Here is a 12,667-nt window from a genome sequence, read left to right as displayed (position 1 = left end):
ACCCTATTGTCATGAAAACCTCATTGAACATCCTGATGGTGACCATTGACGGAGGTGGAAATGTTCCGCCTATGTTCGGTCTGGCAAAGCAACTGGCAAAGCGCGGACATACCATCCGGGTTTTGACCGAACCTTGTCTGGAATCTGCTGTGCGGACCAGCGGATTTGCGTTCATTGGGTTTCAGGACCATTTCACCCGAACCAACCGGAAAGAGGATATTATAAAAGACTGGAATACGTCGCCCTTCACAAATCCGGTCTTTGAAAACGTGATTCTGGGGCCGGCCAAAACACTGGTCCATCAAACGGTAGAAGCCATCCGTAAGTATCCAACAGACCTTGTGCTGGTGGATCTACTGCTAGTCCCAGCGCTGATTGCCGCTCAGGCTTTACAAATGCCGGGCGTCCTGGTGTTTCACATGCCGGAATACCTGCCCGGTACCAACCGCCCACCGGGTGGCATGGGCTTATTACCTGGTAAAGGATGGATAGGTAGAGCCAGGGATCGGTTTTTAGCCACTGTTTTTAACCGGGTGTTGAACAAATACCGCCCGTTGCTCAACGAAGTCCGGGCTCAGTATTCACTGGAAAAACTAGAGAATGTTTCCGACTTGATGCACCAGGCAGATTTACGATTAATCCAAACCATACGCAGCTTTGATATTCCGCTTGAGCCAGGTCCGGCCAATGTCCGGTATACCGGTCCCAATCTCACGGAACCGGACTGGGCAGCCCCCTGGTCTGATCCCTGGCCCGAAAATGACTCCCGGCCGCTGCTTGTCAGTTCGTTCTCCACCACATTCCAGAACCAGCATAGCGTTATTCAGAACGTCATTCATGCGTTAGGGGAACTCGATGTAAGAGGTCTGGCAACCCTTGGCCTGGCCATGGAACACGAAACCTTCGATGTTCCCGACAATGTAGTTGTTGTCGGATCGGCTCCGCACGCTCAGGTTTTTCCGGTTGCTGACCTGGTGATCACCCATGCAGGGCACGGAACCATCATGCGGGCCCTGGCCAACGGCTTACCCCTGATCTGCCTGCCGATGGGCCGCGACCAGAATGACAATGCCGCACTTGTCGTCCATCACGGTTGTGGTATAAAGCTAAGCCCGAAAGCCAGTCGCCGGCAAATCAGGCAGGCGATCGACCGCATATTGACAGACGAAAGTTTCCGACAGAATGCCGCCCGCTTCCAGAGCGAACTTTACAATCAAAAAGACGAAGAAGCCAGCCTGATTGAACTGGAGAAGTTAGCTGAGTCCGGCCTTAAAAAACGTAGCGAAATAGCATAAATGTTACCCACTTACTCCTCGTAGTAGTACCCGAAGATTATACCCATCTCATCCTCACTGGTGAGGCCGAAGCGGACCGCCTGACTGGTAGTATTGTTGTAAGTAATCTCGGAAGTAAGCCCTTCGCCTTTGTTCAGCGAAATAGGGGTTTTGTAGGTGATGGTCTCCGGGTGCTCCCAATCGGTCGATTCGTAGACGATTTCGTTGTTTCGGGCCCCACCCTTAATGCGGATGATGAACTTCTCCCCTAATTTATGCGTGTGCGAGGTCAGTACCAGGACCTTTACCGGCTTATCCACGGTAAAGGTTTTACTCAAGGTAACCTTACTCTTAGCGGGTATATTCAGGCTTGTATTGCCCCAGTCCAGCGTCTGCACCACCCGCTGTACTTTTGCCTTGTCAACGGTAAATAGGTTAAAGTACACCTCGCCTTTTATGGGTGCCGCTGTTTTATTAACGTAGTGGGAGTTCAGGTCGATAGTGGCATTGGCCGGAATACGCAGGGCCGTTCCTTCAGGAAAGGTATAGTCGGCGGTTGGTGTCTGGCTGCCCGCAAAGTATACGTGGTTTTGCATGGAAAGTACCGTAGCCAGATTCACGGAGTTATCCGGATTGCGCAGGTCACGAATTTCGTTCAGCGTTGGCAACAGCTGATTATTCCGGAAGTTATACGCCACAAAATGATGGCTGCTGTTGCGCATTTTCACCTGGAAACGATTTACAAATATTTCCTCGGTGTTACCCACCGGCTTCCGCACAAAGAGTTCCCGCTCAAAATTTGGCGCTACGTCAAACGGCGCTAAAGTCATTTGAAAACCCTGACCGGCCGTTGGAACCGGCAGCGGTTCAAAACTGGCCGATACGCTCGGCGTTTTGTCGTCGAGCAGCTTTTCGTCCACTACATTTCCCTCTCTCGGCGCACCGGCCTCAATCCAGCGCCGGACAAATTCAATCTGCCCGACCGATAGCGGATCGCGGCCCAGCGGCATTGGGCTCCCGTATGACTTACCACCGTGGTGGCTGTTGTCGAAATTCAGTTTATGGTAGAGCAGACTCTGCAGCGAATTAAAAGGCTTCACCCGCAGCAGGCCGTCTTCTTTTGCGCTGGTATTCCTGGGAGCTACCTCTATCAGGTTCTTATACGCCACACCCTCAGCTAATACCAGACCGTGCTGGCTGAACATATTGTCCTGTTCGGAAGCATGACAGCCGGTGGTGGCGCAGGATGGCGTCAGTACCCGTTTCTGAAGCAATTGGAAACTTGACAGTTCTGTCGGATCGGTAGCGTCGTCAACGGCCGGTTTCTGACAGGCCGTAAAAGCTACCGCCAGAAAGACTCCGCTGAGTATGCATTTTTGTATAATTGCGTTCATCCGTATCGTTGGTCAACATTCTGTATTATAACGAAAAAGCCGCTCAGGCGGTATGCTTTTCCGCCGGCCATCTACCATAAAATTACAGGAATTTCAGCGTGAAATGCTGCTTCGGCTGCTCCTGCCGGAAGAAAACCAGCCCCACGTAAAACAGATCGATGGTGACCGTTACGGCCGGATGTGCTTTGATCTCCGCCCAGGCCTGCTCCATCTCTGCCGACCAGTGAATATCATCAAAAACAAAGACAGAATTGTTATGGGCTTTGGGCAGACAAGCCGCAAAATACCGCAGGGTAGGCTCATAGCGGTGATTGGCGTCAAAGAAAACCAGGTCGAGCTGCTCCACAGCCGCAACCTGCCGGGTTAAGGTTTCGTCCAGATTGCCGACAACGAGATCGACGTTCCGGACACCCAGTTGCGCAAAATTATTGCTGGCTACAGCCGCCGTCTGCGGACAGCCTTCAAACGTAACAACCCGCCCGCCATGACCGGCAGCGGCCTTTGCCAGGTAAGCGGTAGTCAGCCCGAACGAAGTACCCAGATCAAAAACGGTCCGGGCCCCAAAGCGACGCACCAGCCGGTACAGTAGCCGCCCAAAGCGGGCTGGTTTCTCCGAATGGCGCACAATATCGCCAACGGCCCGGCGACGCGAGGCATTAACCCGAGACCCCGCCCCAAAATCGGTAATCTCAATGGTCTGGCGGCTCCGGCGCAGCTCCCGCCGGAGCCGTTGAACATCGGCAAAAACCGACGCGTCAGACTCTCCGGCACGGATTATCTGTGTGTATAATTCGAAAACGAACGGGGAATGCAGCGAGTGCTCATCACGAGCCCCGGCCATATACCGAAGAATTGCGCGAACCAATGGAATAGAAGAACAGGCGACGGATGTAAACCGCCTGCAAAATGCGAAATTAATGGGTAAGTCGTAAACTCAGCAGTGCAAACACCCTAGGCTTAATTCAGCTTGTACGGCACCACCATCATAAATTCCGGAATGGCAACCCGCACCCGCTTGCCGTCCATAACCCGCTCGATCAGGTAGGTACCGACCATTTTACCCATGCTGGAACGCAGGTTACAGCCGGATACATACTCGTGCACCTCGCCCGGCTCCAGCACCGGCTGCTGCCCTACTACGCCTTCGCCCTCTACCTCGCGCACAGAGCCATTGGAGTCATAGATAAGCCAATGCCGCCGAAGCAGCTGAATGGTATTTTCACTGGCATTTTCAATAGTAATCCGGTACGTAAACACATAATGTGCCTGCAACGGACTCGAGTACTCCGACTGGTACTCGGTTTTGACGCTCACTTTTATGCCTTCCGTAACTGCGGTAACCATAAATTTCTGCCGTTGTTAACAACCTTAGAACGAAAATTAGGTTGATTAGTTTACTTTCACAAATCTTGTTTACAAAAAAATTTGATGCACCGGCACCACCCGTTTACGTAATCGGGTGTCCGTTACTTTCTCCCTATACGTTCCATGAAAGTTGTTATCGCCGAATCCTGGCAGCAGCGGCTGCAACCTGAGTTTGAAAAACCGTATTTTCAGCAACTGGCCGAATTTGTCCGCCAGGAATACTCCACCCAGCGCGTGTATCCACCCGGTAAACTTATCTTCAACGCCTTCAATAAATGCAGTTTCGACGACACCAGAGTAGTCATCCTGGGCCAGGACCCCTACCACGGCGAAGGGCAGGCCAACGGACTGGCATTCTCGGTGAGCGATGGCATCGCCAAGCCACCTTCGCTGGTTAATATCTTTAAGGAAATTCAGGATGACCTTGGCAAGCCCATGCCCAAATCTGGCAATCTGGAACGCTGGGCTGAACAAGGCGTACTGCTGCTTAACGCGACACTGACCGTTCGGGCGGGGCAGCCCGGTTCGCACCAGGGGAAAGGCTGGGAAACCTTCACCGATACCGTTATCAGGCTGATCTCCGACGAAAAAGAGCAGCTGGTCTTTCTGCTCTGGGGCGCTTACGCCCAAAAAAAAGGGGCCGTGATCGACCCCCATAAACACTTGATTCTGAAAGCCAAACACCCCTCTCCCATGGCAGCCTCCTACGGCGGCTGGTTTGGCAACAAGCACTTCAGCCAGACCAACGCATATTTGGAGAGCAAAGGGTTAGCCCCGATTGACTGGTAGTTCTCAGTAGGCAGATTAACAAACCGGCATTTTCTGCTAACTGCCTACTGAGAACGGCAGACTACTCAATGATGCGGAACAGCCGGTTCCAGCGGATCTTGTTGAAGAAGCCATCAGGATTGGGGTCGATAGACATCCAGATGAAGACGGCCTTGCCGACAATATGATCTTCAGGTACGAAACCCCAGTAGCGGGAGTCGGCAGAGTTATGCCGGTTGTCACCCATCATGAAGTAATAATCCTGCTTAAAGGTATACGAGGTAATCGGCTGCCCATTGACTTTAACGGTTTTATCGGTCAGTTCTACCTTCTCGTTGCCTTCGTACTTCTGAATCACCGTGCCGTACTGAGCAATGTTCATTTCGTTCAACTGAACGGTGACTCCTTTTTTCGGAACGGTTACCGGACCGTAGTTGTCGCGGTTCCACTGCACCAGCGACGTTTGCGGGTAGAGATACGCTTCTTTCTGCCCTTTGGTGCTGGCGATCAGCTGCAGGTCCTGCACAAACGCCTGCTGCTTTAGCACGGCAGCGGTTTCGGGCGTGGTTTTGATCAGGTAGCCCTGGACGTCGTTGCCGGGAATGGTGTCGTTATAGGACTCGGTGTAGTTCTCAAAATCGGTAATGTCATACCGCCGGAACGTCCGCTCGTTTACGACCTCGTTGGTCTTCAGAAAATACTCGTTCTGCATCTTGGGCGGGTTCTCCATGGGTTTACCGTTCAGATACACCTGCAGGTCACGCACCTCAACCACATCGCCGGGAATACCAATACAACGCTTGATGTAATTGGTTCGCAGGTCGGTTGGGTACTGATCTTCGGGCGGGTAGTTGAAGACCACTACGTCGCCGTTTTTCACCGTAGTGAAGCCCGGCAGGCGGTACTGCGGCAACTGGATGGCATCACTGTACGACGGAATGTCGGTGCCCCAGATCTTCTGGTGGGTAAGCGGTACCTGCAAGGGCGTTTTAGGCGTACGGGTGCCGTAGTGTAGTTTACTGACAAACAAAAAGTCGCCGACCAGCAGGCTCTTTTCCATAGAGGGCGTCGGGATGGTGAAAGCCTCCATAAACAACCACCGGATAAGGGTGGCCGCCACAACCGCAAAAATGATGGAGTCGAACCACTCCCTGGTGGCCGATTTTTTCTGTTGTACTGCGTTGGCTTTGGTTTGGGTTTCCTGATTTGTAACAGCCATTTTGAGGGAATTAATACTGAATACTGAATAATCGATAATGAACACCGGTGCTACCCGCCCCATTATCAGCTACCAAGTATTCATTGTTCATTATTCATTCGTTAATAAATCATTCATGCCAAATACGCCAGTGCGGCCGGGCAGCCATTCGGCCGCGATGACCGCCCCCAGGGCAAACCCCTGACGACTGTGCGCAACGTGGGTAATCTCGATCCGGTCGACATCGGAGTCATACCGGACGGTATGCGTACCGGGTACGGTGCCTTCCCGCAGCGATTCGATAGCTACCTCATTATCAGCCGCTGTGGTCTGGTTTATCCAACGCGTTTTCTGGGACAGATGTTCCATGATGCCTTCGGCCAGGGTAATGGCCGTGCCGCTAGGTGCATCTTTCTTTTCGGTATGGTGAATTTCGGTCATCGACACGCGGTACGACGGATACTTTCGCATAAAGGAGGCCAGCACTTTGTTCAACTGAAAGAACAGGTTAACCCCAATGCTGTAATTAGACGCATAGAAGAATGCCCCGTTCTGCGTACGACAAAGTTCTTCAATCTCGTCGCGGTGGCTCAGCCAGCCGGTGGTACCGGACACGACCGGCCAGCCGCGTTTCAGGCTGTAGCGGATATTATCGACGGCCGCTTCGGGCGAGCTGAACTCAATCACCACATCAACCGCATCATCGGTCAGTTGGTCAAGGTCAGCGCGGTTGCTAATATCAATACGGCCGGCAATCTGGTGACCGCGCTCCAGCGCGATCTGCTCAATGGCTTTTCCCATTTTGCCGTAGCCAAGTAACAGTATATTCATGCAATAAAGATACGGGGGTTATTTTTTTAAATGAAATGTCAACTGCACGCCGGGTATAGCCCTGCTTCCCGGCATCCGCTGCATACCGGGCCGTACCCGCAGCGATAAATCATCGGACAAATCGAACGTTCGGAGGTGGGCCGCTACGTTGGCTTCTACCGCGTTGACGGCCCAGAACGCGACTGACAGAATGATGTTCAGGTCACGCCAGCGCCGATAGGTATCATAGCCCAGTTTAAGCTGCTGGACACTATACTCCCGCCCCCGGACAAAGGCGGTTTTGGTGCCGGTGCTGTTATAAGCCGTGCGGTAGCCCGTTTCGAATTCCTTAAAGCGCTGGTTGAAACTAACAATATTATACCCAAAAATGGCAAAACCACCGTATATGATGGGTATTTTCCAGTACTGGCGATTATAAGCCTGACCTAATCCGGGCAGGGCCAGGGAAAGAAGCGTGGCTTTTTTGGGGACGATCTTCTGAATTTTGGCCGTCTGGATCTTCGTCAGCCGGGTAGTATCAATTACGCCGGGCGCAATGGAGTCGCCCACGGAAATCAGTTGGGAGTTTCCCACCGGAATGGTATCCCGCTGGACGGTAGCAGCTGGCCGGACCGGGTTCCTGTCCGTCGGGACCCGGCTCCTAGTAGAATCGGGCTGCGTCTGTCCCGGCACCTGCCCGAACGCCCGCAACCCGATGATAATGCTAATACAAATAGTTATCCAAACGCTCCGTTTCAACGCATTAAGCCGTGTAATTCAGTACCTCCAGAATTTTGTTCAGCTCCTCCTGTGAAGTAAACGGAATTTTGATTTCACCCTTGTGTTTTTCGTCGGCTTTTATGGATACTTTGGTACCGAACATCGACGATAACTTAAACTGAAGGCTGCGAATCTCCTGTTTGGGCAGCGTGGTCTTCCGCATCACCGAATTATCCGATTCAGTACCCAGGTTGCGAACAGCCTCTTCCACCTTCCGGACCGACCAGTCTTCGTCGACAATCCGCCGGAAGATCTTTATCTGCACATCATGGTCCTCAATGGTAATCAGCGCCCGGGCGTGCCCCATGGAGATCTTATTGTCGCGCAGAGCGGCCTGAATAACAGGCGGCAGCTTCAGCAGCCGGATGTAGTTATTGACCGTAGTCCGGTTTTTACCGACGCGCTCGCCGAGTTCTTCCTGCTTCAGGTTACACTCATGGATAAGGCGCTGATAGCTCAGGGCAATTTCGATGGAGTTGAGATTTTCCCGCTGGATGTTTTCGATCAGGGCCATTTCCAGCATCTGCTGGTCGTTGGCGGTACGCACAAATGCCGGTATCTGGGTCATACCGATCAGCTTGGACGCCTGCAGACGCCGTTCGCCCGAGATGAGTTGGTATTGATCCTTACCAATCTGCCGGACAGTAATGGGCTGAATGATACCCTGGGCCTTTATGGAATCCGCCAGTTCCTGCAACGCTTCCTCATCAAAACGGGTCCGTGGCTGAAACGGGTTTGTTTCGATGAAGTTGACATTGATTTCGGTCATCGTGCTGATGGACTCAAACGGCGACGGTTTCCCCTGAGGGCGATTCACCGCGTCGCTATCCTGTAGCAGGGCACCTAATCCCCGACCCAATCCGATCATCTTCTTATTGTTGGGCGCTTTTGTGGTGTTCGTTGTATCCATGAGCAGATGGAATGTCTCTTAAGGGTTTTTAAACAGTCTGATCGTGCGGCATCATGCCATTCTTCGCCAGTATCTCGCGTGCCAGATTCAGATAGCTGATCGCTCCCTTGCTGTCGGCGTCCTGGGCCAGGGCCGGTACACCAAAACTGGGTGATTCGCTCAACCGTATATTTCTCGGAATGATCGTGTTGAAGACCATCTGCTGAAAATGGGCGGTTACTTCACCAACGACCTGGTTCGACAAGCGCACCCGCAGATCATACATCGTCAGCAAAATTCCCTCTATGGCCAGCCCGGTATTCAGCCGGGACTGAATGATCTTTATCGTATTCAGGAGCTTACCCAGCCCTTCCAGGGCGAAATACTCGCACTGCACCGGAATAATCACCGAGTCGGCCGCCGTGAGGCTGTTGATCGTAATCAGGCCGAGCGAGGGTGAGCAGTCGATCACGATAAAATCATAGTCAAACCGCACGTCTTCCAGTGCTTCCTTCATCTTCTCCTCCCGGCTCCGCAGATTAATCATTTCAATCTCTGCGCCAACCAGGTCGATATGCGACGGCAGCAGATCGAGGTTTGGAAAGTCAGTCTGAATGATGGCATCGCGGGGACGAACACCCTCGACCATACATTCGTAAATACTGTTCTCAATTTCTTTCGGATTGTATCCTAAGCCCGATGTCGAGTTGGCCTGTGGATCGGCATCGACAATGAGTGTTCGAAATTCAAGAGCGGCCAGACTGGCAGCCAGGTTTATTGTAGTGGTGGTTTTTCCGACGCCCCCCTTTTGGTTGGCAATGGCAATCACTTTACCCATGGGTCTGTACGTTGCAGATTCAAATATGCCGGTTGGTTTTTAATAAAGCAAGAAACGTTTCACGGAAATCCGAAATGTTTCACAGGAGCCGGAAAGTGTTGAGTGAATGAATGATTGAGTGATTGAGTGAAACGGGAGCAGTCTACCTGTGACGTAGAGCCACCTCTCAGTCTATTCTGTTGGTATTCACTCCATCACTCAATCATTCATTCACTCAATGTCTTACGCCCAAACCTTCGTCCCTTCCGTGCAGTTCCGGCACATCTCGATCTCGGAGCGGGAGCGGATCAGGGTTTGGCGGAAATCCTGGTAGGCGGGGCTGCGCCATACGTCTTGAAATGTTTGCGCCTGTAAGTCGCCCAGCCGGTGGTGGGCGTCTTTGTCGAAGCAGCAGGGAACGACCAGCCCGTCCCAGGTAATCACGCAGGAGTGCCACATTTTCCAGCAACTGTTGCCCAGCGCGTTCTTAATACGGTAGGTGCCGTCGCCATTGGGAGTATATCGGCTGTACTGGTCAAGCGTTGGGATAAGGTCGGAGCCGTTTTCGTAGTCGTAAATCTGGGCGGTTTTCAGGCCGACTTCGTCAACGCCGAGTTCTTTGGCTAACTGCTTCACCTCATTGATCTGGTGTTCGTTGGGTTTGACCACCAGGAACTGGAAGACAATATGTGGCGTGCGCGAACGCAGTTCCTTCTTCCAGCGAATGATGTTTTTAGTGCCTTCGAGCACCTTGTGCAGTTTACCCCCCACCCGGTACTGCTGGTACACTTCCTGCGTGGTACCGTCGATGGAGATAATGAGCCGGTCGAGCCCCGACTCTACCGTTTTGCGGGCGTTGGCGTCGGTCAGATAGTGGGCGTTGGTGGAGGTAGCGGTGTAGATGTTGCGGTCGGCGGCATAGCGCACCAGTTCCAGAAACTGCGGGTGCAGGTATGGCTCACCCTGGAAGTAGAAGATCAGGTAAAGCAGCGTTTCGTGGAGCTCGTCGATGGTGCGTTTGAAGAGATCTGCGCCCAGCATACCCGTTGGGCGGGTAAAGGAGCGCAGGCCGCTGGGGCACTCCGGGCAGCGCAGGTTGCAGGAGGTTGTCGGCTCAAAGGAGATAACCATCGGCAGCCCCCGGTGTACGGACTTCCCGGTCCATTTGGCTTCGTAATAGCTGGATAGAACCTTTAGGGCGTTGGCGGCCCGCTTCGGCGTCAGTTTGGAGAAGAAGTTTAACCCGTCGTTGAGGTTCCGGTTCATGCTGCAAAAGTACGATTGTTTATGACAACCGGTATACCCGGCAGCCCTCCCCGTCAAAGACAACCGAGTCATCCGGTATTTCCGCAATCCGTTCCGGCAGGGCACCGGTCATAGCGGCCGCAAAAGCATACTGCGGGGTTTCGGCCTGTGTCCAGGCAATGTACGATGTCTGAAGGGAGGGCGGCACGATCCATCTGGTCTGCTGACCGGCAATGGCAGGCCAGATCGTTTCGGCAAACTGACGCATGCGGGTGATGGCCGCAAACTGTCCGGCGTTTTGTCCCCAGCGGTAAGACCCGTGCGTTACCTTATCTTTCTCTTCATCGTCGGTGACCTGAAAGACGTACAGTTTGGTGTATTCCTCATTGGCGGCCCGCTGTTCGTGCTGATCCCGCACCTCAAACCCTAAGCCGACATAGCTCGGCATATCCGTCAGAAACAAGGCCACAAAATACCGGAACAGGTTACCGGTGCGGTAAAACAGGTCGAAACGCGGGTCATCCTTATCGGCCGTCATCACCGTGAAGTTGGGGGCCACCTGCCGGGTTTTCAGCCATCGGTAATAATCCCGGAACCGCTGCACAAACTCCGGTGAACCGACCACCGACGACTGCAGATCGCCCAGCGTCGAATCGGCTTCAATGGCTTCCAGGTGGTCGAGCTCATCGCCGTATCCCATCTCATTGGGAGGAGCCAGAAACGTTTCGGCAAAAAAGCCGAAGTAAGCCACACCTCGCTCCTGCACGTAGGCTTTTACCGCCCGCAGCGGATCATAGTAATCATCCGGGTCATCCGGAACGCCCTCAGACCGCATTTGTACGTGGGCCATATCGCCCCGCATAAAATCAAAACAGTACTGCTGCTGACACTCACAATATTTTCTGCAGAAGTACTCCCAGGCCGTTACGTTGGGCTGATTAAAATTCAGTTCCCAATGTCGGTTGTTGTCGTTGGAGAAATAGAACCGGTACCGGGTCAGGGGTCCAAATACCCGCGACATAGCCTGCGGTTTGTCGAATTCATACTGATACCAGATTTGCCCGTATTCATCGACCACAAACTCGTCGGGGTTGATATGGATGCCCCGGTACGGCGGGGCCATGGTCATCGGCAGTGTCTCAAACCCGTAGCTGACCAGGTGCTGGATAAGTTGAATCCGGCGCTGCAGCCGGCCACTGTAATCGCTGGGTTCGCCGAAGAGTACCCGGTGTCGCTGCTCGTCGGAGACAAACGGAATGGTAGGCGAAAAAAACATTTCTTTGGTGTACAGCACCGGACTGTTGTCGGCCGGCTCCCGGGTCAGGATAAATTCCCAGATGGCTTCCTCGACCAGCAGATACACTTTATCGGTATGGTCGACCAACCAGGGGCCTTCCCGCCGGACCCATTCAAAAAAAGACGGGTACGCCAGCACCATCTCCGAAAAGCGGTCGGTATGCGGAATCACATCCAGGCCTACCGTCCGCCCCATCGCATGCAACAGATTAACCACCACCTTCAACTGCTTCTCAACCGTATTCAGTGCCGGAATAAACTGGGTCAGTTCCTGGCTGTAGAACTCGGGGTTGATCTGCCAGCTTACCATGCCGTACAGACTACCCACCACGCCCGGCTCCCAGATCGGCAGCAGGTGAATACTATCGTGGCTGGCCGGCAGGGTGAGGACGTAATTGACCACGTTCCAGAATGAGCCGATGGTCCGAACATTCACGCCCACCATATTGCTCCGGTTCAACCAGGACGCATCCGGCTCTCTTCCCACCGGGCTGTCAATCGTCTCCTGCGGGTCCAGCGCCCGGCGAAGCAAGTTGTTGCCCAGCCGTTTGTGCAGGATGTCGAGTGTCTGGTGAACGGAGAACTGAACGGCCGTTTCGGGGAGCAGATTCGGAATGAACGACTGCTGCCCGGTTTGGTAGACATTAATATAGGTTGAGAAATTACGTTGCCAGTCGGCGATCAAATCGGTATAGGTGGTTGGCATGGAGCAAAGGTTTTTAGTACAACGGTTTTGTAAACAGTTTGTGCGGTGGTTTATCCAACGGGTTAGTACAACGGTTTTGTAAACAGTTTGTGGGGCGGCCTTCCGAGCGGGTTGGGGGTGCTGCG

At 53.2% G+C, this 12,667-nt stretch carries 12 protein-coding genes; 2 read left to right on the top strand and 10 right to left on the bottom strand.

What is annotated here, in order from left to right; genetic code table 11:
- The first annotated feature begins 11 nt into the window (after positions 1-11).
- Positions 12-1,295 (top strand): glycosyltransferase, encoded by a 1,284-nt coding sequence (locus tag ABD949_RS16975; RefSeq protein WP_345245079.1) that lies wholly within the window; start codon positions 12-14, stop codon positions 1,293-1,295.
- An 11-nt stretch (positions 1,296-1,306) separates the two neighbouring features.
- On the opposite strand, the gene ABD949_RS16970 is transcribed toward ABD949_RS16975, so the two are convergent.
- The 3 genes from ABD949_RS16970 to apaG form a co-directional block, all read right to left on the bottom strand.
- Positions 1,307-2,668, bottom strand: coding sequence for a monooxygenase (locus tag ABD949_RS16970; protein ID WP_345245077.1), 1,362 nt, complete (start codon positions 2,666-2,668; stop codon positions 1,307-1,309).
- An 82-nt stretch (positions 2,669-2,750) separates the two neighbouring features.
- On the bottom strand, positions 2,751-3,533 hold the full coding sequence (locus ABD949_RS16965; RefSeq protein WP_345245075.1) for an O-methyltransferase: 783 nt from the start codon (positions 3,531-3,533) through the stop codon (positions 2,751-2,753).
- Between the two features lie 92 nt (positions 3,534-3,625).
- Complete coding sequence (apaG, locus tag ABD949_RS16960; RefSeq protein ID WP_345245073.1) at positions 3,626-4,012, bottom strand: Co2+/Mg2+ efflux protein ApaG; 387 nt, start codon at positions 4,010-4,012, stop codon at positions 3,626-3,628.
- A gap of 144 nt (positions 4,013-4,156) precedes the next feature.
- On the opposite strand from apaG, the gene ung reads away from it, so the two are divergent.
- Complete coding sequence (ung, locus tag ABD949_RS16955) at positions 4,157-4,822, top strand: uracil-DNA glycosylase (RefSeq protein WP_345245071.1); 666 nt, start codon at positions 4,157-4,159, stop codon at positions 4,820-4,822.
- A gap of 61 nt (positions 4,823-4,883) precedes the next feature.
- On the opposite strand, the gene lepB is transcribed toward ung, so the two are convergent.
- From lepB to ABD949_RS16920, 7 genes are all read right to left on the bottom strand, one after another.
- A complete protein-coding gene (gene lepB, locus ABD949_RS16950; protein WP_345245069.1) occupies positions 4,884-6,020 on the bottom strand; it encodes a signal peptidase I in 1,137 nt (378 codons plus the stop codon).
- 90 nt (positions 6,021-6,110) lie between these two features.
- Positions 6,111-6,830: a 4-hydroxy-tetrahydrodipicolinate reductase gene (dapB, locus tag ABD949_RS16945; protein WP_345245067.1), complete on the bottom strand. Its 720-nt coding sequence runs from the start codon at positions 6,828-6,830 to the stop codon at positions 6,111-6,113.
- A gap of 18 nt (positions 6,831-6,848) precedes the next feature.
- Complete coding sequence (locus ABD949_RS16940) at positions 6,849-7,568, bottom strand: DUF5683 domain-containing protein (RefSeq protein ID WP_345245065.1); 720 nt, start codon at positions 7,566-7,568, stop codon at positions 6,849-6,851.
- Between the two features lie 4 nt (positions 7,569-7,572).
- A complete protein-coding gene (locus tag ABD949_RS16935) occupies positions 7,573-8,499 on the bottom strand; it encodes a ParB/RepB/Spo0J family partition protein (RefSeq protein WP_345245063.1) in 927 nt (308 codons plus the stop codon).
- A 28-nt stretch (positions 8,500-8,527) separates the two neighbouring features.
- On the bottom strand, positions 8,528-9,316 hold the full coding sequence (locus ABD949_RS16930; RefSeq protein ID WP_345245061.1) for a ParA family protein: 789 nt from the start codon (positions 9,314-9,316) through the stop codon (positions 8,528-8,530).
- A gap of 222 nt (positions 9,317-9,538) precedes the next feature.
- Complete coding sequence (locus tag ABD949_RS16925) at positions 9,539-10,561, bottom strand: SPASM domain-containing protein (protein ID WP_345245059.1); 1,023 nt, start codon at positions 10,559-10,561, stop codon at positions 9,539-9,541.
- A gap of 19 nt (positions 10,562-10,580) precedes the next feature.
- Positions 10,581-12,542 carry a hypothetical protein gene (locus ABD949_RS16920; RefSeq protein ID WP_345245057.1) on the bottom strand — a complete coding sequence of 654 codons (1,962 nt, stop codon included), beginning with the start codon at positions 12,540-12,542 and terminating at the stop codon, positions 10,581-10,583.
- Positions 12,543-12,667 lie beyond the last annotated feature (125 nt).

This window comes from Nibrella saemangeumensis (genome assembly GCF_039541915.1).
GTDB classification, from domain to species: domain Bacteria; phylum Bacteroidota; class Bacteroidia; order Cytophagales; family Spirosomataceae; genus Nibrella; species Nibrella saemangeumensis.
The sequence above is the reverse complement of the archived record's forward strand: the minus strand, read 5'-3'. Positions and strand labels throughout refer to the sequence as shown.

Excerpts from the sequence above, each read along its gene's own strand:
- ABD949_RS16975 (WP_345245079.1), top strand. The coding sequence starts at position 12 with ATGAAAACCTCATTGAACATCCTGATGGTGACCATTGACGGAGGTGGA.
- ABD949_RS16970 (WP_345245077.1), bottom strand. The coding sequence starts at position 2,668 with ATGAACGCAATTATACAAAAATGCATACTCAGCGGAGTCTTTCTGGCG.
- apaG (WP_345245073.1), bottom strand. The coding sequence starts at position 4,012 with ATGGTTACCGCAGTTACGGAAGGCATAAAAGTGAGCGTCAAAACCGAG.
- ung (WP_345245071.1), top strand. The coding sequence starts at position 4,157 with ATGAAAGTTGTTATCGCCGAATCCTGGCAGCAGCGGCTGCAACCTGAG.
- lepB (WP_345245069.1), bottom strand. The coding sequence starts at position 6,020 with ATGGCTGTTACAAATCAGGAAACCCAAACCAAAGCCAACGCAGTACAA.
- dapB (WP_345245067.1), bottom strand. The coding sequence starts at position 6,830 with ATGAATATACTGTTACTTGGCTACGGCAAAATGGGAAAAGCCATTGAG.
- ABD949_RS16935 (WP_345245063.1), bottom strand. The coding sequence starts at position 8,499 with ATGGATACAACGAACACCACAAAAGCGCCCAACAATAAGAAGATGATC.
- ABD949_RS16930 (WP_345245061.1), bottom strand. The coding sequence starts at position 9,316 with ATGGGTAAAGTGATTGCCATTGCCAACCAAAAGGGGGGCGTCGGAAAA.
- ABD949_RS16925 (WP_345245059.1), bottom strand. The coding sequence starts at position 10,561 with ATGAACCGGAACCTCAACGACGGGTTAAACTTCTTCTCCAAACTGACG.
- ABD949_RS16920 (WP_345245057.1), bottom strand. The coding sequence starts at position 12,542 with ATGCCAACCACCTATACCGATTTGATCGCCGACTGGCAACGTAATTTC.